At 56.2% G+C, this 26,899-nt stretch carries 27 protein-coding genes and 1 other RNA gene; 26 read left to right on the plus strand and 2 right to left on the minus strand.

Going from position 1 to position 26,899, the window contains the following annotated elements; all coding sequences use genetic code 11:
- Positions 1 to 136 precede the first annotated feature (136 nt).
- The 15 genes from MOST_RS04220 to trxA all read left to right on the plus strand — a co-directional run bounded on the left by MOST_RS04220 (position 137) and on the right by trxA (position 15,145).
- Entirely contained in the window at positions 137 to 760 is a 624-nt protein-coding gene (locus MOST_RS04220; protein ID WP_054936440.1) for an ABC transporter permease, read from the plus strand.
- Positions 761 to 783: 23 nt separating this feature from the next.
- Entirely contained in the window at positions 784 to 1,698 is a 915-nt protein-coding gene (locus MOST_RS04225; protein WP_106007037.1) for a glycine betaine ABC transporter substrate-binding protein, read from the plus strand.
- 237 nt (positions 1,699 to 1,935) lie between these two features.
- The gene (locus MOST_RS04230; protein WP_161952796.1) at positions 1,936 to 2,481 is read left to right on the plus strand and encodes a hypothetical protein; all 546 of its coding nucleotides are present in this window, start codon (positions 1,936 to 1,938) and stop codon (positions 2,479 to 2,481) included.
- A gap of 190 nt (positions 2,482 to 2,671) precedes the next feature.
- Positions 2,672 to 3,598 (plus strand): cation diffusion facilitator family transporter, encoded by a 927-nt coding sequence (locus tag MOST_RS04235; RefSeq protein WP_054936443.1) that lies wholly within the window; start codon positions 2,672 to 2,674, stop codon positions 3,596 to 3,598.
- Positions 3,599 to 3,639: 41 nt separating this feature from the next.
- Positions 3,640 to 3,957, plus strand: coding sequence for a LapA family protein (locus MOST_RS04240; RefSeq protein WP_054936444.1), 318 nt, complete (start codon positions 3,640 to 3,642; stop codon positions 3,955 to 3,957).
- Positions 3,954 to 6,710, plus strand: a complete 2,757-nt coding sequence (gene recJ, locus MOST_RS04245; RefSeq protein ID WP_054936445.1) for a single-stranded-DNA-specific exonuclease RecJ — start codon at positions 3,954 to 3,956, stop codon at positions 6,708 to 6,710. The genes MOST_RS04240 and recJ overlap by 4 nt, the downstream gene beginning before the upstream one ends.
- A gap of 6 nt (positions 6,711 to 6,716) precedes the next feature.
- Positions 6,717 to 8,873, plus strand: coding sequence for a RelA/SpoT family protein (locus tag MOST_RS04250; protein ID WP_054936446.1), 2,157 nt, complete (start codon positions 6,717 to 6,719; stop codon positions 8,871 to 8,873).
- Positions 8,874 to 8,931: 58 nt separating this feature from the next.
- Positions 8,932 to 9,381, plus strand: a complete 450-nt coding sequence (dtd, locus tag MOST_RS04255; protein WP_054936518.1) for a D-aminoacyl-tRNA deacylase — start codon at positions 8,932 to 8,934, stop codon at positions 9,379 to 9,381.
- A 49-nt stretch (positions 9,382 to 9,430) separates the two neighbouring features.
- A complete protein-coding gene (locus MOST_RS04260; protein WP_054936447.1) occupies positions 9,431 to 10,054 on the plus strand; it encodes an MBL fold metallo-hydrolase in 624 nt (207 codons plus the stop codon).
- A 12-nt stretch (positions 10,055 to 10,066) separates the two neighbouring features.
- Positions 10,067 to 11,341: a histidine--tRNA ligase gene (hisS, locus tag MOST_RS04265; protein ID WP_054936448.1), complete on the plus strand. Its 1,275-nt coding sequence runs from the start codon at positions 10,067 to 10,069 to the stop codon at positions 11,339 to 11,341.
- A gap of 303 nt (positions 11,342 to 11,644) precedes the next feature.
- Positions 11,645 to 13,444, plus strand: coding sequence for an aspartate--tRNA ligase (gene aspS, locus MOST_RS04275; RefSeq protein WP_054936519.1), 1,800 nt, complete (start codon positions 11,645 to 11,647; stop codon positions 13,442 to 13,444).
- A gap of 60 nt (positions 13,445 to 13,504) precedes the next feature.
- Positions 13,505 to 13,689, plus strand: a non-coding RNA gene (gene ssrS / locus MOST_RS04280) — 6S RNA.
- Positions 13,690 to 13,696: 7 nt separating this feature from the next.
- On the plus strand, positions 13,697 to 14,428 hold the full coding sequence (locus MOST_RS04285; protein ID WP_244267005.1) for a tRNA threonylcarbamoyladenosine dehydratase: 732 nt from the start codon (positions 13,697 to 13,699) through the stop codon (positions 14,426 to 14,428).
- A gap of 65 nt (positions 14,429 to 14,493) precedes the next feature.
- Complete coding sequence (locus MOST_RS04290) at positions 14,494 to 14,787, plus strand: metal-sensitive transcriptional regulator (protein ID WP_054936450.1); 294 nt, start codon at positions 14,494 to 14,496, stop codon at positions 14,785 to 14,787.
- A 22-nt stretch (positions 14,788 to 14,809) separates the two neighbouring features.
- Positions 14,810 to 15,145: a thioredoxin gene (trxA, locus tag MOST_RS04295; protein ID WP_277995696.1), complete on the plus strand. Its 336-nt coding sequence runs from the start codon at positions 14,810 to 14,812 to the stop codon at positions 15,143 to 15,145.
- Between the two features lie 9 nt (positions 15,146 to 15,154).
- Here the strand turns inward: trxA and MOST_RS04300 are convergent, their stop codons facing one another.
- Complete coding sequence (locus tag MOST_RS04300) at positions 15,155 to 16,480, minus strand: AAA family ATPase (protein WP_054936452.1); 1,326 nt, start codon at positions 16,478 to 16,480, stop codon at positions 15,155 to 15,157.
- A gap of 241 nt (positions 16,481 to 16,721) precedes the next feature.
- Here MOST_RS04300 and MOST_RS04305 point away from each other — a divergent pair, with 241 nt between their 5' ends.
- Complete coding sequence (locus MOST_RS04305) at positions 16,722 to 17,555, plus strand: Mrp/NBP35 family ATP-binding protein (protein WP_054936453.1); 834 nt, start codon at positions 16,722 to 16,724, stop codon at positions 17,553 to 17,555.
- A 124-nt stretch (positions 17,556 to 17,679) separates the two neighbouring features.
- Here the strand turns inward: MOST_RS04305 and MOST_RS04310 are convergent, their stop codons facing one another.
- Complete coding sequence (locus MOST_RS04310; RefSeq protein WP_054936454.1) at positions 17,680 to 18,204, minus strand: nitroreductase family protein; 525 nt, start codon at positions 18,202 to 18,204, stop codon at positions 17,680 to 17,682.
- Positions 18,205 to 18,456: 252 nt separating this feature from the next.
- Here MOST_RS04310 and MOST_RS04315 point away from each other — a divergent pair, with 252 nt between their 5' ends.
- The 10 genes from MOST_RS04315 to MOST_RS04360 all read left to right on the plus strand — a co-directional run bounded on the left by MOST_RS04315 (position 18,457) and on the right by MOST_RS04360 (position 26,856).
- Positions 18,457 to 19,434 (plus strand): 4Fe-4S dicluster domain-containing protein, encoded by a 978-nt coding sequence (locus tag MOST_RS04315; protein ID WP_054936455.1) that lies wholly within the window; start codon positions 18,457 to 18,459, stop codon positions 19,432 to 19,434.
- Positions 19,427 to 20,095 carry a formate dehydrogenase subunit gamma gene (locus tag MOST_RS04320; protein WP_208974829.1) on the plus strand — a complete coding sequence of 223 codons (669 nt, stop codon included), beginning with the start codon at positions 19,427 to 19,429 and terminating at the stop codon, positions 20,093 to 20,095. Before MOST_RS04315 ends, MOST_RS04320 begins: the two co-directional genes overlap by 8 nt.
- Positions 20,096 to 20,336: 241 nt before the next feature.
- Positions 20,337 to 20,789 (plus strand): RrF2 family transcriptional regulator, encoded by a 453-nt coding sequence (locus tag MOST_RS04325; RefSeq protein ID WP_054936457.1) that lies wholly within the window; start codon positions 20,337 to 20,339, stop codon positions 20,787 to 20,789.
- A 21-nt stretch (positions 20,790 to 20,810) separates the two neighbouring features.
- Positions 20,811 to 21,977, plus strand: coding sequence for a cysteine desulfurase NifS (gene nifS / locus MOST_RS04330; protein WP_054936521.1), 1,167 nt, complete (start codon positions 20,811 to 20,813; stop codon positions 21,975 to 21,977).
- Positions 21,978 to 22,009: 32 nt separating this feature from the next.
- Positions 22,010 to 22,387, plus strand: a complete 378-nt coding sequence (nifU, locus tag MOST_RS04335) for a Fe-S cluster assembly scaffold protein NifU (protein ID WP_054936458.1) — start codon at positions 22,010 to 22,012, stop codon at positions 22,385 to 22,387.
- 84 nt (positions 22,388 to 22,471) lie between these two features.
- The gene (mnmA, locus tag MOST_RS04340) at positions 22,472 to 23,554 is read left to right on the plus strand and encodes a tRNA 2-thiouridine(34) synthase MnmA (protein ID WP_054936522.1); all 1,083 of its coding nucleotides are present in this window, start codon (positions 22,472 to 22,474) and stop codon (positions 23,552 to 23,554) included.
- 82 nt (positions 23,555 to 23,636) lie between these two features.
- Complete coding sequence (locus MOST_RS04345) at positions 23,637 to 24,095, plus strand: PRC-barrel domain-containing protein (protein ID WP_054936459.1); 459 nt, start codon at positions 23,637 to 23,639, stop codon at positions 24,093 to 24,095.
- A 31-nt stretch (positions 24,096 to 24,126) separates the two neighbouring features.
- Positions 24,127 to 24,276, plus strand: coding sequence for a YrzR-like zinc ribbon domain (locus tag MOST_RS17475; RefSeq protein ID WP_106007038.1), 150 nt, complete (start codon positions 24,127 to 24,129; stop codon positions 24,274 to 24,276).
- Between the two features lie 210 nt (positions 24,277 to 24,486).
- Positions 24,487 to 25,524, plus strand: coding sequence for an AI-2E family transporter (locus MOST_RS04355; RefSeq protein ID WP_054936460.1), 1,038 nt, complete (start codon positions 24,487 to 24,489; stop codon positions 25,522 to 25,524).
- Positions 25,525 to 25,650: 126 nt separating this feature from the next.
- Positions 25,651 to 26,856 carry a YgeY family selenium metabolism-linked hydrolase gene (locus tag MOST_RS04360; RefSeq protein WP_054936461.1) on the plus strand — a complete coding sequence of 402 codons (1,206 nt, stop codon included), beginning with the start codon at positions 25,651 to 25,653 and terminating at the stop codon, positions 26,854 to 26,856.
- Positions 26,857 to 26,899: the final 43 nt, after the last annotated feature.

A 26,899-nucleotide genomic window follows, 5' to 3' on the forward strand; every position in this document is an offset into this window, starting at 1 on the left:
TCCACAACAACTACGTCTACTGATGATGAAGATGAAGGCTTAGTCTGCCTTCTTGGACTTCATCATAAAAATGAAAATCTAAGAGAGCAAGAGATTTAACGAGCTAGAAGCAAATTATTGAGATAGGAGGCGCAAGATGGATATGGTGCTGGCTCTGAGTTGGCAACACCTCAGCCTGTCGGTGATGGGAGTAGCGATGGCCGCGGCAGGCGGCATTCCGTTGGGAATACTGTTGATCCGATACCGGTGGTTGGCCAAACCTGTAATGGCAGCCACCGAAGTGATCCAAACTATTCCCAGCCTGGCCATGTTGGCTCTGTTGATGATGCTGTTCGGGCTGGGGGATACTACCCTCGTTGTATCGTTATTCCTTTATTCCCTCCTGCCCATCGTCCGCAATACCTATACCGGGCTATTAGGGGTAGAACCCGGCCTGCTGGAGGCAGGTAAAGGCATGGGGATGACCAGGAGCCAATTAATATGGCGGGTGCAGGTACCGATTGCCCTACCGGTGATCCTGGCCGGCCTGCGTGTGGCTCTTGTCACGGCCATTGGCATTGCAACCATCGGCGTGCTCATTGGGGCAGGCGGCTTGGGGACGCTAATCTGGCGCGGGATTCAAACGAGGAACAACACTATGGTACTGATGGGGGCCGTACCTGCGGCGCTGCTGGCTATTTTGACCGACGCCGGTCTGGCCCTGCTGGAACAAATATTGGTCCCGCGGGGGCTCAAAAAAAAGGCTGTCTCAGCATTATAAATTTAAAGAAAGGATGGGATATCTTGCATCAGAAATCCAAACGAGTGGGGAAGCTGATCGCGCTAGCTACAGGCATCGCTATGTTGCTATTTGTAGCTGCCGGCTGCGGTGGAACCAGGGCTAAAGGCACAGTGGTTGTAGGGTCCAAGGACTTTACCGAAAACATTCTCCTTGGCGAGATAATGGCCCAGCTCATAGAAGCCCATACGGACCTGAAGGTGGAACGCAAATTGAACTTGGGCGGTACCTTGGTTAACTTTAACGCCCTTAAAAAAGGCGATCTGGATCTTTACGCTGACTACACCGGCACCGGCCTGGTGGCAATCTTGAAAAAGGAAGTTATTAATGACCCCCAGAAGGCCTACGATACCGTCCAAAAGGAATATAACGAGCAGTTCAAGCTGAAGTGGCTGAAACCCTTTGGCTTTAATAACACCTACGCCCTTGCGGTACCGGAGGAGATTGCTCAACAGCGTAACTTACAAAAAATTTCCGACCTGAAAAGCGTGGCCGGTGAGATGGTATTTGGGGCCGAGCAGGAATTTTTTAACCGCCCAGACGGCTATGACGGCTTAATTGCCACTTACGGGCTAAATTTCAAAAGCACCAAGCAGATGGAAACCGGCTTAAAATACGAAGCCATTCACAACAAGATGGTAGATGTAATCGATGCCTTCTCCACCGACGGCCAGTTGATTACCTATAAGCTAAAGATCCTGGAAGATGATAAACACTTCTTCCCGCCCTACTTTGCTGCACCGTTGGTACGTATGGACACCCTCGAGAAGTATCCCCAGCTAGAAGAAGTCCTGAACAAGCTGGCGGGCCAGCTCAATGATGATGAGATGCGTCAGCTGAATTATCAGGTCGACGAGGAAAAAAAGGAAGTAGCCCAGGTAGCAAGAGATTTCCTGCTGAAAAAAGGCCTGATCGAGTAACATGCGGTATAAAGCTTACAAAGAGTTTATCTGTACCATGAACGGGATACTATAGTCGAACTATTAAGGACCCACCAGTGCGACGGAGCCCGCCGGTCTTCTACCGGCGGGCAAAATATTTTCTTATGGTATTGATAACCGGGCGCTTGGGGAACTGGTAGCCATGCCTGCCCGCAATCCGAACACCATCGCCGCGCCTACCAGGAGATGGAGCGGCCGGGCCTGGCGCCGGGCAGCATGGCTAACTTCAAAAAGGGCATGCTAAACGTAAAAAACCTGCAGGTGAATTATACCATGGATATCCCTTTGGCTATTCCTTTCCTGGGCGGTTTAACCTTTACCCTGGCCCTGGCGGCAGGGATGGTCCGGCCCTGGCGGGGGTTATTACTCCTTTGGGCTGTAGGGGTAATTTTTGGCGCCACCGGCCTGGTCCCGGGGTTGTCGGCCCCTTATGTCGCCCTGGCTACGGTCGGGGGAGCCGTTACTCTGATGGCAGCCGAAGAAATTGCCCGGCGCTGGTACCGGGGGCATAAAGAAGCAGTCCTAGCCGGGAAACAGTTGTTAACAGGGAGTCTAGCGGCCCTGCTCCTGGCCGGGATTTTTCTAGGTCCCCTGTGGGGAATGATTCTGGCCGGGGGCACCGGCGGCCTGGGAGCGGCTTATTTAGCGCGCCGGCATTTACTACACGAATTAGCTGCGGGATTGTTTTTACTCTGCTTACGGCTGGGAGCTTTATTTTTAACGGCCGTGCTGCTGGGCGGGCGCCTGCTTGGACTTTTTTAGGGCGGGTAGCTTGCGGAAGACAAACTAACGTTGTACAATGAGTAAAAGGCCTGGTGTCAGGGCCGGTACCGGCGCAGCAAAAGGACGTAGCAGCAAATTTGAGGTAGAACGTCAGTACTGGCAGGGGACTTCATCGCTCCCGGATGAAGTCCAATTTTTTACTTTTATAAGGATGCAGGAGGCCTTAAGAATGGATATACGGACCAGAGCCGCCAGGGTATCTGTCTTTTCCAACATAATTCTGGTGCTGGGTAAACTGGGGATCGGTTACTGGATGCACTCGGTCAGTGTCATGTCGGAAGCCATCCACTCCGGCCTGGACCTGGTGGCGGCAGCCATAGCTTATTTTTCCGTCCGGGAAGCCAGCAAGCCGGCTGATGCCGAGCACCGCTACGGCCATGGCAAAATTGAAAATATTTCGGGTACCATTGAAGCCCTGCTGATTTTCCTGGCAGCCCTCTGGATTATCTATGAAGCTATCAAAAGGCTTATCAGCGGCAGCCATGCCATTAACGAACCTCTGACCGGCGTGGCCGTCATGGGCGGGGCCGCCCTGGTCAACTACCTGGTTTCCCGTTATCTCTTCCGGGTAGCGAAAGATACGGACTCCATCGCCCTGGAGGCTGACGCCTGGCACCTGCGTACCGATGTTTATACTTCCGCCGGGGTAATGCTGGGCCTGGTAGCCCTTTATTTTACCGGTTTCCAATGGCTGGATCCCCTGGTGGCCCTGGTGGTGGCCGTCATGATCATCAAGGCGGCCTACCATTTAACCCGGGAGGCCATGCTGCCCCTGATGGATGTCAGCCTGCCGGCTGAAGAAGAACAGGTAATTAAAGAAATCATCGCTCGGCATGCCGATGAATATGTTGAATTTCATAAATTACGCACCCGCAAGGCTGGCCGGGACCGCCAGGTAGACCTGCACCTGGTGGTACCGCGTTACAAGCATATCGATTATGTCCATGACCTCTGTGAGCATATTGGCGATGAGATAAGAGCAGCTCTGCCTTACACCGATGTTTTAATCCATGCCGAACCCTGCTCTTCAGCGGTGGATTGCCGGGTGTGTACCACCTGCCCGGAGAAGGAAAATCGTTCCTCGAAGGCGAATTGAAATAGATGCGAACATCGTCTATTTTTCGGGGGTGGACCGTGATGCAGATTTTTTCCCTCCTGGCCATTTTTTTTGCCCTACTGGTGGCTATCTTTGCCGTCCAGAATGCAGGCCCGGTAGAAATTAATTTTTTAGCCTGGCAATTTAGTAATATTTCCCTGGTCCTGGTTATCCTGGGGTCAGCAGCCTTCGGTGCCCTGGTGGTATTTTTGCTGGGCGCCGTCAGGCAGGTACGCCAGGCCCGGGAAATAAGAGAATTAAAAAGCCAGCATAAAAGACTGCAGGAAACCATAGCCCGCCTCGAGCAAGTGGCAGCGGGAACGGGGGCAGGCCGGCAAGAAAGGGAGCAGGAAGCTTGACAGGAACCCAGTGGGCCATACCTCCAGTTAACCTGCCGGAGAGGCTGGCCCTGGCCCGGGAGTTACATATCTCACCTGTGACGGCGCAAATTCTTCTCAACCGGGGCATAACTACGGCGGCAGCGGCCAGGGCCTTTTTCCAGCCGGATCCGGCCAATCTTATCCCGCCGGAGAAAATTCCCGGCCTGCCGGCAGCCCGGGAACGCCTGGTCCAGGCCATAGAAAAACGGGAAAAAATCATGGTCCATGGGGACTATGATGTCGACGGCCTGGCAGCCACGGCCATTATGCTGGAAACCCTGGCGCGCCTGGGGGTTGAGGCTGAAGTTTATATTCCCGACCGCCTGGAGGAGGGTTACGGTTTAAAAAAGAAGGCCCTCATTAAAGCGTTAGAGTTAGATTACCGCCTGGTGGTAACGGTGGACTGCGGCATTACTTCCCTGGAGGAGGCTATCTTTGCCCGGCAGCAAGGGCTGGACCTGATTATTACCGACCACCACCGGCCCGGGGCGGAATTGCCGCAGGCCAGGGCCGTAGTTAACCCCCTGCTGGCACCGGACCTGCCTCCCCTCTGCGGCGCCGGGGTAGCCTTTAAACTGGCCCAGTCCCTCGCGAATTACTTTGGACTCGCGCCGCAAGGGGAAGTGGCCGCCGGCTGGGCCCTGGACCTGGTAGCCCTGGCAACCATCGCCGACGCCGTACCCCTCCTGGGAGAAAACCGCCTCCTGGTCCAGCTGGGTTTAAAAGCCCTGGCCGGAGGCGCGCGGCCCGGCCTGAAGGCCCTGGGAGAGGTGGCAGGCCTGCCGGCCAGGGAGTGGACGGCCAGGGAAGTGGCCTTCGGCCTTGTTCCCCGCTTGAATGCCTGCGGCCGCCTGGGAAGTGCCTTGCCGGCCCTGGAAATTTTACTTACTTCTTCTCCCCAGCGAGCCCTGGAGCTGGCCCAGCACCTGCAGAGGGAAAACCAGGCCCGCAGGCTCCTGGAGGAGAGCATTGCCGTCGAGGCCGAAACCATGGCCGCGCAAGCTTACGCGGCAGGCGACCAGGGCCTGGTCCTGGCGGCTGAGGGCTGGCACCCGGGGGTAACCGGCATTGTTGCTGCCCGCCTGGTGGAAAAATTCAACTGCCCGGTTGTTTTAATCGCCCTGGCGGGGGATAGAGGGCGGGGTTCGGGGCGCAGCCTCCCGGGTATCAATCTCCATGAAATCCTCACCAGGTGCCGTTCTCACCTCCTGGCCTTTGGCGGCCATGCCCAGGCAGCGGGACTGGAGATCGCTGCTAAAGAAATCCCGGCCTTCCAGGCCGTTTTTAATGAAGCTGTAAGGTCACTAATGACTGAGGTTCAACTGGCTCCTGCAATAGCACCTGAGGCGGAAGTCCTTTTCAGCCAGCTGGACTGGGAGCTACTGGCGGAGCTGGAGGGCCTGGCTCCATATGGCGAGGGCAATCCCCGTCCCCTCCTGGTCTACAGCAACGCCCGTTTAAAGGCGGCCCGCCAGGTGGGCAGCAATGGTGCCCATTTAAAGTTGACGGTAGGCGGGGAAGGCAGGCAACTGGAGGCTATCGGCTTTAACCTGCAATTACCGCCGGGCCTGTCTCCCGGTGACCTGGTGGACCTGGCCTTTTACCTGGAGCGGGACAACTACCAGGGACGGGAGGAGCTCCAGCTCGCGCTGGCAGCCCTCCGGCCGGCAGGCAGGATACCGGCACTGCCGGTTGTAAGCAAGGAACTGGTGGCGGCAACCAGCCAGGCAGGGGCCAATCCCACCTGGTGCCGGCAATTGCAGGCAGTCTTAAACGGCAACCGGCCTGTCGCGGGGCTTTTATTCGCCACCAGCCTGGCTATTCGCCAGTGCTATTACGGTTTAAAGCGATGTTTAAAGAATCCAGTATCCTTACGCCCCCTGGGCCCCTGGCTAGGACAGGCGGGTTTTAACAGTATTTTAAGCCAGGGAAGAGGGATCATCACCTGTCACCCCTTCTGGCCGGCAGAAGCAGGGGCCGGGGAAGATTCCTTCCTGGTATCTGCCCTGGTCACCGGGGAACAGGCGGCAGGGTACCTGTTACGTCCTGCCGGCAGCCCGGCAATCTGGCAGGTATTCCCGGAACTGTTGCCCCTCTTAACAGAGCTGCTGGCCAGGGGACAAAACGTCCTCCTATATGAAAGGGACGCTGCGCAGATGCTGCAACTGGCAGCCCGGTTGCAGCAGGAGCTGCCCGGGGTGCGGCTGGCCGTAGATACTTTTCTTGATGCCCGGCACCTCTGGCTGGCCCGGGAAACGGCTTTGAGCGGCCGCCTGCCGCTGCTGGTAGCCAGCCGGGAGATGCCGGCATGGTTTTACCCCGCCGATGCTGTAATCTTTAATTACCCTCCCGGCAGCCAGGAGGAAATAGAGCTGGCCCTGCCGGCGGCTGAACAGGTGCCGGAAGTATATATCAACCTCCGGGAAGGGGACAGGCAGCCGGAAAACCTGCGCCGGGAACTGGTAGTATTTTACCGCCAGCTGCAAAAAGGGACTAACAACGGCAGCAGGCTTTACATAATTAATAATAAAGGTTATCATCAACGATGGTACCTGGCGATTTTTGAAGAACTTGGTCTCATCCGGGTCGAAAGCCGGGGGCGGGAGCTGGCCATTCATCTCCAGGAGGTAGCTGCCAGGTGCAATTTAATGGCTTCCCGGCGTTACCGCCAGCTTTTGGCGGAAACGGAAATGGCCCGGCAATTTTACCGGCAAATTGCAGGCGGGAGGTGATGCCCTGTGGACCTGAAGGAACTGGAGCAACAGGTTAAAAGCTACCAGCCGGGAGCGGACCTGAAACTCCTGGATGACGCCTATCAGTTTGCTGCTGCCGCCCACCAGGGACAGAAACGGCGCTCGGGGGAAGATTATATTACTCACCCCTTAAATGTGGCTGCTATCCTGGCGGAATTGCAGCTGGACGTGGTGACCATAGCAGCGGCCCTCCTCCATGATGTGGTGGAAGATACGCCCATCAGCCTGGATACTATCAGGGAAATTTTTGGCGATGAAGTGGCCCTTCTGGTCGACGGCGTCACCAAGCTCAGCCGCCTGGAATACAAGACCAAGGAAGAACAGCAGGCGGAGACTTTACGCAAGATGCTTCTGGCCATGGCCCAGGATATCCGGGTCATCCTGATCAAACTGGCCGACCGCCTGCATAACATGCGCACCTTGAAGCACCACCCGCCGGAAAAGCAGCAGGAGATAGCCCGGGAGACCCTGGAAATCTTCGCGCCCCTGGCCCACCGCCTGGGTATTTTCCGCCTGAAGTGGGAGCTTGAGGACCAGTCCCTGCGCTATCTCGAACCCGAACGCTATTATGAGCTGGTCAACAGCATTAACATGAAGCGCCGGGAACGGGAAGAATATATCCAGCAAGTGGTTAAGATCCTGGGGGAGAAATTAGCCGAAAGTGGGATTAAAGCCGACATCCAGGGGCGGCCCAAGCATTTTTACAGCATTTATAATAAAATGGTCAAGCAGGGCAAGGAGTTAAGCGAGATATATGACCTCATCGCCGTGCGAGTGATTGTTGATACCGTAAAGGATTGTTATGCCGTCCTGGGGCTGGTCCACGCCCTGTGGAAGCCTATTCCAGGGCGCTTTAAGGATTACATCGCCATGCCCAAACCCAATATGTACCAGTCCCTGCATACCACCGTTATCGGCCCTAACGGTGATCCCTTTGAGATCCAGATCCGTACCTGGGAAATGCATCGCACGGCCGAATACGGCATTGCCGCCCACTGGCGCTATAAAGAAGACGGCGGTAACTCGGACCCGGACTTTGAGCAAAAATTGACCTGGCTGCGGCAGCTCCTGGACTGGCAGCGAGAGATGCGCGATCCCCGGGAGTTCATGGAATCGCTGAAGATCGATCTCTTTTCCGATCGCGTCTATGTCTTTACCCCCAAGGGGGATGTAGTGGAACTGCCGGCCGGTTCGGTGCCCATAGACTTCGCCTACCGGGTGCATACCGATGTGGGTCACCGCTGTACCGGGGCCCGGGTTAACGGCCGCATTGTACCCCTTGATTATAAGTTAAAAACAGGGGATATTGTTGAAGTTTTAACCACCAAGGGCAGCCGCCCCAGCCGGGACTGGCTGCACATCGTCAAGACTTCCCAGGCCAAAAACCGCATCCGCCAGTGGTTTAGAAAGGAAGAGCGGGAGAAAAACCTGGCCAGGGGCCGGGAACTGCTGGAAAAGGAATGCCAGAAGCAGGGCTTTGACCCGGAAGAGATTCTAAAACCCGCTTTGCTCCAGGAAGCGGCCCGGAAATTCAATGTAGCCACTAGCGAAGACCTGTATGTAATGGTGGGTGATGGTGTCCTTACTCCCTATCAAGTACTCGGCCGCCTGAAGGGAGAAGAAGAAGTACCGCCACCTGCCGAGGCTGCTAAAACAACAGTTAAGCCCTGGAGCGGCTACGGCAAACCTTCCCATGGCATCCGGGTCAAGGGGATGGATAACCTGGATATCCGCCTGGCCCACTGCTGCAATCCCCTGCCCGGGGATGTCATCCTGGGTTATATAACCCGGGGGAGGGGGGTCAGCGTCCACCGGGCCGACTGCCCCAATATCAACCACCACCGGGAAACGGAAAGGGAGCGGATTATTGAGGTGGCCTGGGACGGTACCGCTGACGCCACCTACCAGGTGCATATTGAGGCCCTGGCCCTGGACCGGCCCAATCTGGCCATGGATATTATGGCCGCAGTGGCGGATACCAAAACCATTATTAACTCTGTCCACGCCCGGGCCACCAGGAATGACCAGGCCCTGGTGGATTTAAAGATTGAAATCAGGAGCCTGGAGCACCTGAACTATATTATGGATAAAATCCGCCGTATCCGTGATGTGATGGAGGTCAAAAGGGTGGTTCCCAGTTAGTGACCACGGGCTTTGTTTTCGTGGATTTTTGTGTTAAACTGGAAGGCAGGTGACAGGTATAAGAGCGGTCGTGCAAAGGGTCAAAAGGGCCCGGGTGACGGTCGAAGGGCAGGAAGTGGGCGCCATTGGCCCAGGACTCCTGGTTTTCCTCGGCGTAGGTCAGGGGGATGATGGCGATGACGTCGCCTACCTGGCCGACAAGGTAGCCAACTTACGGATTTTTGCTGATAATGAAGGTAAAATGAACTTATCGGTCCGGGATGTAGGCGGCGAGGTCCTGGCCGTTTCCCAGTTTACCCTCTATGGCGACTGCCGCAAAGGGCGGCGGCCCAGTTTTACTGCCGCGGCGCCACCGGAATTAGCCAGGGAGCTGTACCGGCAATTTGTTGCCGCCCTGGCAGCGTATGGGATCAGGGTGGCGACGGGCCAGTTCCAGGCCGACATGCTGGTAGCCCTGGAAAACGACGGCCCGGTGACCATGCTCCTGGATAGCGAGAGGTTATTTTAGTTTGTCTTTGAACAGGTATCACAAAGGTTATTAGGGAGAAGGTGGGCTAATGTTTCTCAAAACCCTGGTTGTGGGTCCCATTGGCACCAACTGCTACCTGGTGGGTTGTCAGGAAACTAAAGAAGGGGCCGTCATTGATCCCGGTGCCGAAGGAGAGCGGATTCTAGCAGCAGCCCGGGAAGCGGGTTTAAAAATCCGCTATATCATCAATACCCACGGCCATATCGACCATATAGGGGCCAACGGGACTATAAAGAACGCCACTGGCGCCGCCATCCTCATCCACAGGGACGATGCCCCCTTCCTTACGGAGCCCGGGCGCAATCTATCCGCGCTAATGGGCACCAGGGTAAGCAGCCCCGGGGCCGACCGCCTCTTGCAGGAGGGCGACACCATCACCATTGGCCGGACCATTACCCTGACGGTTATCCATACCCCCGGCCATACCCCGGGCGGGATTTGTTTGCAGGGCGAGGGTTTAATCTTTACCGGCGATACCCTCTTCGCCGGTTCCATTGGCCGTACCGATTTTCCCGGCGGTTCTTTTAATCAGTTGCTTAATTCCATTAAAGAAAAGCTCTTTGTCCTGGATGATGAGCTGGAAATTTATCCCGGCCACGGCCCGGCCTCTACCATTGGTACCGAGCGGGCCGATAATCCCTTTTTTACTTAATGGAGGCCTGAGATGCTAACCAATCGACCACGGGGTACGGAAGACATCCTCCCTGAGGAGGTAGGCCGCTGGTACTTACTGGAGGCGACCGCCAGGAAAGTCAGCCGGCTGTACGGCTACCGGGAAATCCGTACGCCTGTTTTTGAGCATACCGAGCTTTTTAACCGCGGCGTCGGGGATAACACCGATATTGTGGAGAAGGAAATGTATACCTTTACCGATCGAGGCGGGCGCAGCGTGACTTTGCGGCCGGAAGGGACGGCCCCGGTAGTGCGGGCCTTTCTGGAGCACCACCTGGAGGCCGGGGGACTGCCGGTAAAGCTTTTTTACCTGGGTCCCATGTTCCGTTACGGCCGCCCCCAGGCCGGCCGGTTGCGCCAGTTCCACCAGTTTGGGGTGGAAGCCTTTGGCTCCCGTGACCCGGCCCTGGATGCCGAGGTTATCGCCCTGGCCATGGATTTTTATAACCGCCTGGCGCTGAAGGACCTGGAACTGCATTTAAACAGCGTCGGCTGCCCGGCCTGCCGGCCCCGGCACCGGGAGAAACTGCAGGATTACCTGCGGCCGCGCTTACAGGAGCTGTGCCCCACCTGCCAGGGCCGTTTTGAGCGCAACCCTTTACGCATCTTTGACTGCAAGAGCCCGGTGTGCCAGGAGATAGTCGCCGGGGCGCCGACGATAGCCGCTTCCCTCTGCCCGGACTGCGGTGAGCATTTCGAGCGCGTCCAGGAGTACCTGCAAGAACTGGGGATTGACTTTATCCTGGACGAGCACCTGGTGCGCGGCCTGGATTACTACACTAACACGGCCTTTGAAATAATGGTCAAAGGCATCGGTGCCCAGAGTTCCATTGGCGGCGGCGGCCGCTATGACGGCCTGGTGGAGGCCCTGGGGGGTAAACCGGTGCCGGGCATTGGCTTTGGCCTGGGCCTGGAACGGGTCTTACTCGCCCTGGAAGCCCAGGGCCGGGATTTAAGGCCGGATGGAGGGATAGATGTCCTGGCAGTCACGGCCGGCGCCGGGGTAGAAAGGGCGGCTGTCCGCCTGCTCGCCAATTTAAGGAAGGCTGGATTAAAGGCCGATAAAGACTACCTGGGCCGCAGCCTCAAAGCCCAGATGAAGTATGCTAACCGCTACCCGGCCAAACTGGCCGTAATCCTCGGGGAGGAAGAACTCTCCCGGGGGCAGGTCCTGGTCCGCCGCCTGGATACCGGGACCCAGGAAGAAGTACCTTTAGAGGCAGCAGTGGAGTATTGCCGCCGGGTGAAGGGAACCTGTGGTGGCTAAGTTGATGTGGGAAGTTAGGGTAAGAGTCCCGTATGGGGACAGTGGCCCGTGGCTTTTGTATGGCGAGAGCGACCTGGCTCTGGCGGCAGAGCGGCCGAAGTTGCGGCGAAGAGCGAGGGCGGCCGGGAACGGGAGGACCGAGGCCGGATTCTCAAGGCAAGGATGCCGAATAGGCGGGGAGCCCGATCTTTCCGCCTCACGGCTGAGCCTTAGGACGCTCCGTGAGGGCCAGGGAGCGAGCGAAAACAAAGCCAGGTGAAATACCGGCATTTTAGAGGAGAGTGGATATTAGTGATCGAGTCTATGGCCGGGCTGCACCGCAGCCATGGCTGCGGGGAGCTCAGGGCAGAAGATACAGGCAAAGAAGTAACCCTCATGGGCTGGGTGCACCGCCGCCGCGACCACGGCGGCCTCATCTTTATCGACTTGCGCGACCGTTCCGGCCTGGTACAGGTTGTCTGCGACCCGGAGGCAGGACCGGCCTTTAAGAAAGCCGAAGAGGTACGCAATGAATATGTGGTGGCGGTGACGGGCAGGGTGCGGCCGCGGCCGGAAGGCACAGCCAATCCCAAACTCGCTACCGGCACCATTGAAGTCGAGGCCCGGGAACTGCGCATTCTTAACCGGGCTAAAACGCCGCCCTTTTACATTGAGGATAACATTGTTGTCGACGAAGCCTTACGCCTGCGTTACCGCTACCTGGACCTGCGCCGCCCGGAAATGCAGGGCATTATGTACCTGCGTTACCGGACGACCCGGGCCATCCGCGATTTCCTGGACAGCCGGGGCTTCTGGGAAATTGAAACACCCATGCTGACCCGCAGCACCCCGGAAGGGGCGCGGGATTTCCTGGTGCCCAGCCGGCTGCGGCCGGGGGAATTCTTTGCCCTGCCCCAGTCACCCCAGCTCTTTAAACAGATTCTCATGGTGGCCGGTATAGAGCGTTATTTCCAGATCGTCCGCTGTTTCCGGGATGAAGACTTAAGGGCCGACCGCCAGCCGGAGTTTACCCAGCTGGATATGGAGATGTCCTTTATCCAGCGGGAAGATATTTTAAACCTAGTGGAAGAATTAATGGCCCATGTTTTCCGGGAAACCCTGGGGATTGAACTTACCCTTCCCCTGCCGCGGCTGACCTATCAAGAAGCCATGGCCCGCTTTGGCTCTGACAAGCCTGATCTCCGCTTCGGCCTGGAGATTACCGATGTATCCGACCTGGTTAGAGGGTGCGGCTTTAAAGTTTTTGCCGACGCGGCAGCCCGGGGCGGGGTGATACGGGGCCTGTGCGTTCCCGGTGGGGCCAGTTTCTCCCGCCGGGAACTGGATGAATTGACGCGAGCTGCGGCCGTCTTTGGTGCCAAAGGGCTGGCCTGGATGGCCGTTACTGCCGAGGGTATCCGTTCTCCCATTGCCAAGTTCTTTACGGGTCAAGAACTCCAGGACCTGGTGGCCCGCATGGGGGGCAAGGAAGGAGATCTTCTCCTGTTTGTTGCCGATAGCGAGACGGTTGCGGCTACCGCCCTGGGATCCTTACGCCTGGAACTGGGCCAGCGGTTGCACCTCTATGAGCCGGAGCAACTGGCCTTTACCTGGGTAACGGATTTCCCCTTACTGGAATACAGCCCGGAAGAAAAGCGTTATGTGGCCGTGCACCACCCCTTTACCATGCCCATGGAAGAGGACTGGCCCCTGCTGGATACTGAACCTTTAAAAGTGCGCGCCCTGGCTTACGACCTGGTTTTAAACGGCGTCGAGCTGGGCGGGGGCAGCATCCGGATTCACCGCCGCGATATTCAGGAAAAAATGTTTAGCCTCTTAGGCTTTTGCCCGGAGGAGGCCCGGGAGAAATTTGGCTTCCTGCTGGAGGCCTTTGAATACGGCACTCCGCCCCACGGTGGCATTGCTTTTGGCCTGGACCGGATGATCATGCTCATGGCCCGGCGGGATACCATCCGCGACTGCATCGCCTTCCCCAAGACCCAGAGCGGGACCTGCCTGATGACGGCGGCACCTTCGACAGTCGCACCGGAGCAGCTCCTGGAGCTGCACCTGAAGACTACCGCCCGTCCGGCGGGTAAACTAAGCAGTGCTGGCAAAGCATAGTACTTGCAAATCCTTTAAGTTTGTGTTAACATCATACATGCAACAGGAGGAGTAAAGAATTTTACCCTGCGATGTTCGTGTTGCACCGTGGAGTTTTGAGCCAACACCTATACAAAGGGAGCCCAACCTCTGGGCGTGGCTTGCAGGCCCCCATGGAGGGGAAGCAAAAAGCGTCCAGGGAGGCACCCACCTGCGGAGAGCGGGTTCATTAAACACACGGTGAGCACGGCATTTGTGGGGTTTTATTTTTTGGTGGGCAAGGTGGAGAGTTTCTGGTCCCGCACGGAAATGCTCATTGGGCCCGAAGGGCGGGCCCGCCTGGCGGCAGCCAGGGTAGCGGTAATTGGTACCGGCGGAGTCGGCTCCTTTGCTGTGGAGGCCCTGGCCCGCGCGGGTATAGGTTACCTGGAACTGGTAGACCCGGATGTAGTTCGACCCAGCAACATCAACCGCCAGGTACCTGCTCTGCATTCAACCCTGGGCCAGCCCAAGGTAGAAGTCCTGGCTCGGCGCTGCTGGGAGATCAACCCGGAGGCAGTAATAGTTACCCGGCAGGAAGTCTACAGTCCGGGAAAAGGCCCGCAATTTGTCCGGCGCGACCTGGATTACCTGGTGGATGCCATTGACAGTGTGGGAGCGAAGATAGACCTCCTGGCTACGGCCCTGCAGGCGGGAGTACCTGTGGTCAGCAGTATGGGAGCGGGCAATCGCCTGGACCCCACCCGTTTAAGGGTGGCCGACATCAGCGCTACCAGGGGGTGTCCCCTGGCCCGGGCCGTCCGGCGGGGACTAAAAGCCCGGGGCATCACTACGGGCCTGACAGTAGTCTACTCGGAAGAACCGCCCCTGCCGGCCCGGCCCAACCCGGAACTAGCGCCAGGCGAGAGACAACCCCCCGGCAGTATGGTTTTTGTCCCAGCCGTGGCCGGCCTGCTCCTGGCCAGCCTGGTGGTAAGGAACATCCTGAACCAGACCGATTGCTAGTTGCCGTTGCTGCAATTATGCTGTATACTGGATAAGGGTATCCCCGGGGAAGGAGGTTTAGCGAAGTGAGTAGGAGGCCTGGCGAGGAGAGTTCCTATGCACCCCAGCGGGATGATTTACTGCTCCGCCTGCGGAAGATCGAGGGTCAGGTCAAGGGTATCCACCGCATGATTGAAGAGGACAAGTATTGTGTCGATATTCTCATTCAAATTGCCGCCGCGCGGGCAGCCTTGAAAAAGGTCGGCACTATGATTTTTGAAGCCCATGTCCGTGGCTGTGTCCGGACGGCTATAGTCAATCAGGAAGATGGAGAAATAATTGATGAGCTTATTGATGTTTTAAACCGCTTCACCAGCTAAAGGGAAAAAGCGAAGGGAGAGGATAGGTTTGGCAGCGAACAATATCGTTACCCTCACGGATGCCAATTTTAAAGAAGAAGTGCTCTCCGCGAAGCCCCCGGTCCTGGTTGACTTCTGGGCCGCCTGGTGTGGCCCCTGCCGGATGATTGCTCCCCTTGTGGAGCAACTGGCCGGGGAATACGAAGGTAAAATCAAGGTGGCCAAGCTCAACGTGGACGAGTATCCCTCGATAGCGTCTGATTATGGCATTATGAGTATTCCCACCCTTTTACTGTTTAAAAACGGCGAAGTTGTCTCCCGGCTAGTAGGGTACCAGACTAAAGACAAACTGGTCCAGGTGCTGGAGAAGAATTTATAAACTAGCCCATTATTTCCGCCGCCTGGTGCGCTGCTGCCAGGCGGTTTTCATTTGCCCTTCCCGGCCGTAGTCGCTGGGGTGGTAAAAAACTTTCCCCTGGAGGTTGTCAGGCAGGTACTGCTGTTCCACCCAGCCGCCGGGGTAGTCGTGGGGGTATTTATACCCCTTCCCGTGGCCGAAGGCAGCCGCGCCCCGGTAGTTGGCATCCCGCAGGTGGATTGGTACCGGGCAGGCGGTTTCTTTTTCCACTGCCGCCAGAGCGGCGTCGATGGCTTTGATAACCGAGTTGCTCTTGGGGGCCAGGGCAATATAGAGGGTGGCTTCGGCCAGGATAATGCGGCCCTCTGGCAGGCCCACCCGTTCCACAGCCTGGGCGGCGGCGCTGGCCACTACCAGGGCCTGGGGATCAGCCAGGCCCACATCTTCGGCGGCATGGATAAGGAGCCGGCGGGCCAGGAAGGCCGGGTCTTCGCCGGCGTAGATCATCCGGGCCAGCCAGTAGAGGGCAGCGTCGGGATCGGAGCCGCGCATGCTTTTTATCCAGGCCGAAACGCAGTCGTAATGCTGGTCGCCGTCCCGGTCGTAAAGGACGGCCCGCTGCTGGATGGCCTCTTCGGCGACTTTCAGGGTGAGGATACGCCGGCCCTTTTCGTCCGGTGGGGTGGTGAGGACGGCAAACTCCAGGGCGTTTAAAGCTACCCGGGCATCACCGTTGGCCACCCGGGCCAGGTGCTCCAGGGCCTCCGGCTCGACTGCGACGCTAAACTTACCCAGGCCCCGCTCGGGGTCCGCCAGGGCGCGGCGGAGGAGGGCCAGGATGGCTTCACTGGACAGGGCCTCCAGGCGGAAGATCCGGGAACGGGAACGAATGGCGGCATTGACGGTGAACATGGGGTTTTCCACCGTGGCACCGATGAGGGTGAGTAACCCTTCCTCAACGCAGGGGAGGAGGGCGTCCTGGATATTTTTGGCCCAGCGGTGAATCTCGTCTACAAAGATAACCGTCTTTTGCTGGTAGTATTTTTCCCGCTCCCGGGCGGCGGCAATTACCCGGCGAATATCGTTAACGCCGTCCAAAACGGCATTTAAAGCCTCAAAGTGGGCCCTGGTCATGCGGGCGATAATCCGGGCCAGGGTCGTTTTGCCGCTCCCCGGCGGCCCCCAGAGGATAATGGAGGTCAGGCTGTCATTCTCTATGGCCCGGCGCAGCAGGGTACCGGGCCCAACGATCTTTTCCTGGCCGATAAATTCATCTAGAGTACGCGGCCGCATCCTTACTGCCAGGGGCGCTCGCGCCTCCCGGCTTTCCTCGCTGGCTTGCTCGAACAGGTCCATCAATTACACCTCAAACAGGGGTAGGGTTCTTTGCTTCCATTGTAACACGCAAAAAGGAATTGGAAAATAGAACACCAGATCTGGCCTTTGCTGGTATTGAGCTCCCAACTTATGATGTCCACCCTGGCCGACCTACGACATGCCAATCCTTTGATAGTCAAGCAACTCTGTTGCAGCCTGGTGGAAACAAAATATTGACATATGACCACATAGGGGTATAATTATTACGAGGTGAAAAACATTGGCTACAGAAGCTTGCGAAACCTGCAACCCGTCAACCTGCAATTCTACGACCTGCGAGGCCAAAAAGCCGGGCCACATCCCGCCCCATGAACTGAGCAACATCAAGCACGTTATCGGCATCATGAGCGGCAAGGGCGGCGTCGGCAAGTCTTCGGTAACGGCTTTGCTGGCGGTGGCCCTGCAACAGGCCGGTTACCAGGTGGGCATCCTGGATGCCGACATTACCGGTCCCAGCATCCCTAGGATGTTCGGCGTCCGCCGGCAGCCGGAGGGCACCGGTCACGGCATGATTCCGCCCCAAAGTCCCGGGGGTACCCGGATCATGTCCCTTAACCTTTTGCTGCCCCATGAAGATGACCCGGTCATCTGGCGCGGTCCCCTGATCGGCGGGGCCGTCAAGCAATTCTGGACCGATGTGATCTGGGGCGACCTGGATTACCTGCTGGTAGACCTGCCGCCGGGGACCGGGGACGCCCCCCTGACGGTGCTCCAGTCTTTACCCCTGGACGGCCTGGTAATTGTCAGTTCACCCCAGGAACTGGCCCAGATGGTGGTCCGCAAAGCTGTTAAGATGGCGGCCATGATGAACGTTAAAATCCTGGGCCTGGTGGAAAATATGAGCTATGCTCTCTGCCCGGACTGCGGCAAGGAAATTTATCTCTTTGGTCCCAGCCGCGCCGAAGCAGCGGCAGCAGAAGCCGGTATCCCCCTGCTGGGCACCCTGCCCCTGGATCCGGACCTGACGGCCCTGTGCGACCACGGCAAGGTGGAAGATTACCGCGGGCCCTTGCTGGAACGGGCCAGGGAGTTTGTCAGGAAGATAGCCGGGTAGGATTGACTTTCCTGCCACGGTAAATGGTTTTAAAGCCAGGGCCGCCCTTTACCGGACCCCCTGGAAGGACTTCTTATGGCTTTTCTGGCCCCGGGAAAGATCCCGGGGCCAATCATACTTTTATTTAACGTATAACCCTTACCACCTCTTCCAGGGAACGGCGCGGCCGCGGTGCTGGCGTCTGGTCGGGGTAACCCACCGGTATGATGGCTACCGGCCGCAGGTTGGGTGGTAAAGAAAGGACGCGGCTTACCTCAGCTTCACTGAAAGCCCCTACCCAGCAGGTCCCCAGGCCGTAGCCGGTGGCGGCCAGCATGAGGTTAGTGACGGCAGCAGCCGTGTCTTGCAGGCAATAAAGATTGCGGCCCCGTTCACCGTAAGCGGTGGCAGCCCTTTCCGGGTCGGCGCATACCACAATGACGACCGGCGCCCAGGCAACGAACTTCTGGCCCAGGGCTGCCCGGGCCAGGGCCTCTTTTAGATCATCCTTATAGATGCAATAGAAAAACCACGGCTCCACGTTACCGGCCGAAGGCGCGGCGCAGGCTGCTTCCAGCAGGCGGCCGATGGTAGCTTCGGGAATGGGGTCGGGCTTGAAACGGCGGATGCTCCGCCGTTCTTTAATGGCAGCAATTACATCTTTAGTCAAGGTCCAGGCCTCCTCTGGGCTGTATTTCCAGCAAGAATAAAAGTAGCATACCTTGCCAGGAAATGCAAGTCTTGGGCAGGAAGATGCAATTCCTGCTATAAGCTTTCCGGGGTATTATTACTGCAACAGGCCAGCTGATAAAATGGGGGCTGAATAAAGATTACCTTGTATTTCGCTAAATAATATTGACGGCGAATAACAAAGACCGTATTATAGTAATTGGAATTATAAAGGGGAGAGTGAGAACCATACATGAACAGGCGTGAATTTCTAAAACGCACCGCTGTTGCCGGTATTGCCGGCGGGATAGCCCTCACCGGATTGAACAAGCTTGAAACCGCCTGGGCAGCTACAACACCGGTAGGTACGCTGATTGATTTGACCAGATGTGATGGCTGCGCTGATAAAAAATTGCCTGCCTGTGTGGTAGCCTGCCGGGAAACTAACCGCGACCGTTTTCCTCAACCGCGACCCGAAGACATCCGGCCTTACTGGCCCCAGAAAAAATTTGAAGACTGGTCCCAAAAGCAGGATGTAACCAACCGCCTGACCCCTTATAACTGGACTTTCGTCCAAAAAGTTGAAGTAGAACACCAAGGTAAAAAGGCAACTGTGTTTATCCCCAGGCGGTGTATGCATTGCGATAATCCCCCCTGTGCCAACCTGTGCCCTTTCAGCGCCCAGGAAAAAACGCCCGAAGGGCCAGTGCTGATAGATCCCAATATCTGCTTTGGCGGGGCCAAGTGCCGTGAAGTCTGCCCCTGGCATATTCCCCAGCGCCAGGCGGGCGTAGGTTTATACTTAAAAGTAGCCCCCAAGTTCGCGGGCGGGGGAGTAATGTATAAATGCGATCTCTGTTACAGCAGGATTACCAGGGGAGCCCTGCCGGCCTGCGTAGAGGCTTGTCCCCGGGGGGCCATAGCCTTTGGGCCTAAGGAAGAAATGCGTAAAAAAGCCCGCGCCAGGGCAGCCGCCATTAACGGCTATATATATGGGGAAAAAGAAAATGGCGGTACTTCTACCTTTTATGTTTCGGCAGTACCCTTTACAGTCCTGCACCGGGCTTTAATGGAGCAAAAACAGAGCCCCGGCTTACCTGTGGAAGTAGAAAACTATCTTGAAACTGCCAATGGGCTGGCCCAGGGGTTGCTGCTGGCGCCGGTAGCCGGTGTCCTGGCAGCTGGCCTGGCAGTATATAAAGGCATGAAAGGTGATGGGAATAATGAATAAAAGCGGGCGCATTAAAAGGCATAGCCTCGCGGTACGGTTCGTGCACTGGTCAGTAGCCATTTCTACCTTTCTCCTGATCTTCAGCGGCCTGGGGCAATTACCCCTTTACCAGCGCTATATGGTTGATAAGATTCCGGGCTTAACCTGGTCCTCTAATTTCCACATTACCCTTACCCTGCATTATGTGGCGGCTATCTGGCTGGTATTTGCGGCTGCTTTTCATATTGTTTATCACAGCTTGCGCCGCGAGTTTACTATCCTGCCCCGTCGCGGCGATGTCAGAGAGTCTTTAATCGTTATCAAAGCCATGCTGGGGTTTGGTGAAGAACCTCCTGCTGATAAGTACCTGGCTGAGCAACGTGTGGCCTATGCTTTTATTGCCTTTAACCTGCTCTTGCTTATTGTTACCGGATTCATTAAAGCGATTAAAAATTTCCCGGGCATAACTTTTTCTGATACTCTTCTTGACTGGGCTACCAACCTGCATAACCTGGGAATGGTAATGATTATAGTCGGCATTATTGCCCATCTGGCGGCCTTTATCTTTAAAGCTAACCAGCCCCTTTTGCCCGGTATGTTTACCGGATACGTGGATGAGGAGTATGTCCGTAAGAGGCATTCTTTATGGTATGAAAAATTACAAAAGAAGTTAAGCAGTTAAACATTAAATACCTTTGGCGAGTAGTTAATACCGCCCTGGCCCCGGAAGTAACCTCCGGGGCTATTTTTTATGCGGCCTGCTATGGTAAAATGAGGAAGGAATCTAAAATCAGTATATTTTCTTTCCACCCGGGATAATTTAAAAAAGCAGAGTAAAAAAGTCAACTTTAGCATTGACAATACCCGAGTTAGTTGCTAAGATATTATTACCGAGGAAACCAGTAGGGATTGGAGGTGGTGGGGTGAAACTCTCAACGCGGGGTGAATATGGCCTGCGGGCCATGTTTGACCTGGCCCAGCATTACGGCGAAGGCCCCATCCCCATTAAAAGTGTGGCCGAAAGGCAGGATATATCCGAGCACTACCTGGAACAGCTCATTGCCGTTTTGCGCAAGGCCGGCCTGGTAAAAAGCGTCCGTGGCGCCCAGGGAGGATATATCCTCAGCCGCGACCCGGAAGAAATTACCGTAGGAGATATTATCCGCGTCCTGGAAGGCCCCATTGCCCCGGTAGATTGCTTGAATGCCGGCGAAGGCGAGGGTTGCGAGCGGGCGGAAACCTGTGTCACCAGGGACATCTGGGAAAAGGTGCGGGACAGCATCAGCGACGTCCTGGACAGCTTTACCCTGGCCGACATGGTAGCCAAAGCCAGTAAAATGCAGCAGAATGACAAATACTACATGTATTATATCTGAGGAAAGAAAAGGGTGGAATTAATGCGCAGGGTATATCTTGATCACAGTGCCACCACACCAGTCCGGCCCGAAGTACTGGAAGCCATGCTACCCTTTCTCAAGGACGAGGCCTTTGGCAATCCCTCCACCATTTACAGTTACGGCCGGGAGGCGAAAAAGGCCCTGGACGAGGCCCGGGAAAAGGTAGCCAGCCTTATTGGCGCCCGGCCGGAGGAGATTTTCTTTACCAGCGGTGGTACTGAGGCCGATAACCTGGCCCTTATCGGTACGGCTGCGGCCAATGAGAAAAAGGGCCGCCATATTATAACCTCCAGTATCGAGCACCATGCCGTCCTGCATACGGCTCAGTATTTGATGCGCCATGGCTTTAAAATAACCTTCCTGCCGGTAACACCGGAAGGCCTGGTGCGGGTAGAGGATGTCGAAGAGGCTATTACCGATGAAACCATCCTCATCAGCGTCATGCACGTCAACAATGAAGTGGGTACCATCCAGCCCATTAAAGAGATAGGACACCTGGCCCGGGAGCGGGGAATTATCTTCCATACCGACGCCGTCCAGAGCGTGGGCAAAATCCCCGTTAATGTCGATGAACTGAATGTTGACCTGCTCTCGGCTTCCAGCCATAAGATTTACGGTCCCAAGGGCGTTGGTTGTCTTTATATCCGTAAAGGCACCAGAATTAACCCCATCCTCCACGGTGGGGCCCAGGAGCGCAAACGCCGGCCGGGTACGGAAAACATGCCGGGTATTGTCGGCTTTGGCCGGGCGGCGGAACTGGCCGGCCAGGAATTGGATAGCGAAATGGAGCGCCTGAAGGGCCTGCGGGATAAGCTGATTGACGGTATTCTGAACCGGATTGAGGATGTGCAGTTAAACGGCGACAGGGAAAAACGGGTGGCTACCAATGCCAACTTCAGCTTCCGCTATGTGGAAGGCGAATCCCTGCTTCTGAGCCTGGACATGAAGGGCATCTGCGCTTCCAGCGGTTCGGCCTGTACTTCCGGTTCCCTGGACCCGTCCCATGTCCTCCTGGCCATGGGGATTCCCCACGAAGTGGCCCACGGCTCGGTACGCATGACCCTGGGCCGTGACAATACGGAAGCAGATATTGACTACGTCCTGGAAGTAATGCCGGAGATAGTGGCCCGGCTGCGTTCCATGTCGCCTTTATATAATCAACGGTGAAGAAACATCTCATCTGCGAAGGAGTGAGCAGGGTGTATTCGGAAAAGGTCATGGACCATTTTACCAATCCCCGTAATGTGGGCGAGATTGAAAATCCCAGCGGTGTCGGTGAAGTGGGTAACCCCGTTTGCGGCGATATCATGCGCCTGTACATCCAGGTAGAAGACGGTATTATCAAGGATGTCAAGTTCAAAACCTTTGGCTGTGGTGCCGCCATTGCCACCAGCAGCATGGTGACGGAAATGGTCAAAGGTAAAACCATAGAAGAAGCCTTGCAAATAAGCAATAAGGCGGTGGCCGAGGCCCTGGACGGCCTGCCGGCCCAGAAGATGCACTGTTCCAATCTGGCTGCCGACGCCCTGCATAAAGCTATCGAAGATTACCAGAATAAGAGTAAGAAAGCATCCTGAGATTCTTTTCACGATGATGAGCTAATGTGACCTTCTGACTTCTAAATTCAGGGGGTGGCCAAAGCGGCCCGCAAGGAAAAAGTTATGGTAGCCATGAGCGGCGGCGTGGACAGTTCTACGGCCGCCGCTTTATTGAAGGAAGCCGGCTATGAAGTAATCGGCGTCACCCTGGACCAGTGGCCTGAGGGTACGCCGCCACCAGCGGGGGAAACCGGCTGTTGCAGTCTTGCTGCCGTCGACGATGCCCGCCGGGTGGCCGGCATCCTGGATATACCTTATTATGTCTTAAATTTTCGCGAGCTTTTTAAACGGGAAGTCATTGATTATTTTATCGCCTCTTACTTAAAAGGGGAAACTCCCAATCCCTGCATAGCTTGCAACCGCAAGGTAAGGTTTGATGCCCTTTTAAAAAAGGCCAGGGCCTTAGGTATGGATTATCTGGCCACCGGCCATTATGCCCGGCGTCTTTACGATGCCGGGCGGGACCGGTATCTTTTGGCCAGAGGACGGGATGCCGACAAGGACCAGAGCTATGTCCTTTATTCCTTCACCCAGGAACAGCTGGCCCATATCTTATTACCCCTGGGAGAGTATACTAAAACTGAAGTGCGCCAAATTGCTAAAAGCTATGGCCTGCCGGTAGCCGAAAAAGCCGAGTCCCAGGATATTTGTTTTATCACTGAGGGTGATTACCGCGCTTACCTCCGCAGCAAGGTAGCGCAGGCTATAAAACCCGGCCCTATCCTGGATGTCAAGGGCCGGGTGTTGGGCCAGCACCGGGGATTACCTTATTATACCATCGGCCAGCGTAAAGGTTTGGGCCTGGCCCTGGGTAAGCCATATTTTGTGGTAGCCCTGGATCCAGAACGCAATGCTGTTATTGTCGGTAGCAAAAAAGACCTGGAGCGACGTGTTCTCTATGCCCGGGACAACAACTACATCCTCTGGGGGGAACTGCCGTCCCACGCCCGGGTAACGGCTAAAATACGTTACCGGGCCCCGGAGGCGGCGGCCACCTGGTACCCCCTGGAAGACGGCCGGGCCAGGCTGGAGTTTGACGAGCCCCAGCGGGCCATCACCCCGGGCCAGGCGGTCGTCTACTACCAGGGTGACCTGGTGGTAGGCGGCGGGACCATCGAGCCTACCCAAGTTCCTGATTTCCGATGAATAGGAGAAATGCTAAGCGCATGCCGTTAACCTTCCCTGGTTATACTAGAGGAAGGTTATCTTTTTTGGCGGAGGTTTGGCTATGCCCAAGGGGAGGGAACTGGTTGGTTTACCGGTCATCAGCCAGGACCAGGGGGAAGAATTGGGCCGGGTCCAGGACCTCCTCTATGACGATAAAACCGGCATTTTAAAGGCCCTGGTCCTGGCCGACGGCAACTGGCTGCGGCAGCCCCGGGTGGTATCCTTTGAGGAATTGCGGGCCCGGGGACCAAAAACCTTTACTGTTGCCGGTGCAGAGGCCATCGGCCATGAACTGCCGGCAGGGTTCAGGCGCTGGCAGGATATTAAAGGCCTGCGCCTTTTAAGCCGGGACGGCCAGGAAGTGGGCCTGGTAGAGGACCTGGTAGTTGATCTTCCTTCCGGCCAGGTGAAGGCCCTGGAGATATCTACGGGCCTGGTCAACGACCTCCTGGAGGGGCGCCAGGAAATTCCCCTCACCGGGGAGGTTAAGTGGGGTACGGATGCAGTAATCATGGATTAAGATCATTTTTTACCTATAGGGAGTGAGTTAAATGTTAAACTGCCCCCATTGCGGGAGTAAGTCCATCGGTAAAATCGGGACCGATCAATATTACTGCTGGGATTGTTTCGTAGAATTTAACGATCACCGGGAAATCTTTAATGTCGCTGAGGACGGGACTTTAATAGCTCTGGAAGGGTAGGGGAGCAAGGTGGGCTTGAGCTTCTGGCGTGGTTTTATCGCTGGCAGTATCATGGGTGCCATAATCGGCAGTACCTTAAACTGGCCCCGGGAAACACCCCCATTCCAACAGAAACCAGTACCCCCTGCTCCGCTAGAGGAGCAGTTGCCGGCGCGATCCAGGGGAGTTGTCCACCGCCGTCCCCAGGGTAGACCTTAGGTTGGGAAAAGCATGACGGTCAAGCGGACTTTAAAAATGTGGCGCCTGGCCGGGGCCGGGCTTTTCCTGGCCGCGGCCTTGTTTTTTCTTTACCTTGTGCGCGAGATTTTGACACCTTTCCTCCTGGCGGCCTTCCTGGCCTACCTTTTAAAGCCGGCCATGGTAAAGCTGGAGAAGAAGGGTTTAAGGCGACCCCTGGCCATTTTACTCCTCTACCTGCTTATCCTGGCCCTTTCCCTGCCGTTATTTTTCTTTATTTTACCCCAGCTAATCCGGGAATTAAATGAATTTCTTACCCAGTTACCGGCCTTTACGGCCGAGGTGGAGGGGCTGGTCCAGGGTTTCTACCAGCGGTACCATCAGGTAGCCATACCTGCCGGCTTGCGCCGGCTTTTAGATGAATCTATCACCAATATCAGCGCCACATTCCAGCAGAGCGCCCGTCAGGCCCTCCAGGCCTTGCTCGATCTCCTGGCCGGGGCTGCCAGTTTCCTCCTGGCGCCAATTTTAGCCTATTACCTCTTGCGCGATAGTGAACAAATCGGCCGGGCGGCCAGCCACCTGCTACCCATCCAGGTGAAAGAAGATGCCTTAGGCCTGTGGCTGGAGATTGACCGGGTTTTGACCAGTTTCATCCGCGGCCACCTACTGGTTTCCCTGATTGTAGGTTTCCTAACCGGCCTGGGCCTGGCCCTGGTTGGTTCCCGGTATGCAGTCATCTTAGGCGTAGTAGTGGGCCTGGCCGATTTAATTCCCTATTTTGGACCGGTAATCGGTGCTGTTCCCGTCCTGGCCCTGACCTTGCTAGAATCGAAAAAAACGGCCCTCTACGCCCTGGCAGTCATGGTCATTGTCCAGCAGATAGAAAGTAGTTTACTGGCTCCCCGTATTTTAAGTGAAAGTGTCGGCCTGCACCCCCTGGTAATTATCTTTGCCCTCCTGGCCGGCGGCGAACTCTGGGGGGTGACCGGCCTGCTCCTGGCCGTACCCCTGACGGCTATTGGCTGCATTGTGGTGAAATTTATCTGGGCGCGCCTGGTTAGCAGTTAATTTGACAGTTAAATTTTTACTAACCGGCAGGAATTTTGCTTTCAACGTGGAAATAAATTAACTATAAATTAAAAATGGCGGCCCAATTAAAGTCAAGTTAAGCAGCACTAAGAGGGGGAAAACCAGATGCACGAGGAAACTATTAAAAAGATTAAGGCTGAAGTAGAGAGGCACCGGGAGGACATAATCCAGTTTTTGCGGGATATAGTGGCCATCCCCAGCCCCAACGGGGACATCAAAGCGGTGGCCGAGCGCATTGGCCAGGAAATGAAAAAGCTGGGTTTTGACGATGTCTTCCTGGACAGCATGGGCAATATCGTCGGCCGTATCGGTAACGGCCCCAGGGTACTCCTGTATGACAGTCATATTGATACAGTCGACATTGCCGATTCCGGCCAGTGGCAGTGGGACCCCTATAAAGGCAAGATAGAGAACGACATCTTCTACGGCCTGGGAGCCGGGGATGAGAAGAATTCTACCCCGGGGATGGTGTACGGCCTCAAAATTATGAAGGATCTGGGCCTCACCCGTGACTTCACCCTTTATTATTTCGGCAACATCGAAGAGATCTGCGACGGCGTGGCCCCCAACTCCCTGGTGGTCACGGACGAGATCAAGCCCGACTTTGTTGTCATCGGCGAGCCGACGAAAATGAATATCTACCGCGGCCATCGCGGCCGGGTGGAGCTGAAGGTTACCACCAAGGGCCGGACCTGCCACGCCAGCGCCCCGGAGCGCGGGGTCAATGCTGTTTATAAGATGGCAGAAATTATCAAGGGTATCAGCCAGATGGGGGACGAATTTATTGATGACCCCTTCCTGGGGAAAGGCTCTATTGCCGTCACTGACATTCACTGCAAGACGCCTTCCATCAATGCCCTGCCCGATGAGTGCTTTATCTACATCGACCGCCGCCTGACCTTTGGGGAAACCCAGGAAATGGCCGTGGAGCAGGTGCGCAAAGTGGCCGCGCCCCACGGCGGTATGGTGGAAGTGCTGGAATTTGATGAACCCAGCTACACCGGCTTTGTCTTTAAAGTAGATAAATACTTCCCGGCCTGGGCCTTACCGGAGGATCACCTCCTGGTGCAGGCCGGCCTCAAAACCTATGAGCAGCTTTTTGGCCGGCCCACAGGCGTAGGCAAGTTGGTTTTCAGCACCAACGGCACCTACTGGATGGGTAAAGCCGGTATCCCGGCCATCGGCTTCGGCCCTGGAGATGAGGTATATGCCCATACCGTCCTGGACCAGGTTCCCATCGAAGACGTCGTCCGTTCCACCGAGTTCTACGCCTTCTTCCCTACCGTTTTATGGGAGATGCTGGCCAGATAAATAAAGAGCATGGCCCCTCAATTGGGAGGGGCCTAAGTTTTTT

The sequence above is a fragment of the Neomoorella stamsii genome (genome assembly GCF_002995805.1).
In the GTDB taxonomy this organism is placed as follows: Bacteria; Bacillota; DSM-521; order Neomoorellales; family Neomoorellaceae; genus Neomoorella; species Neomoorella stamsii.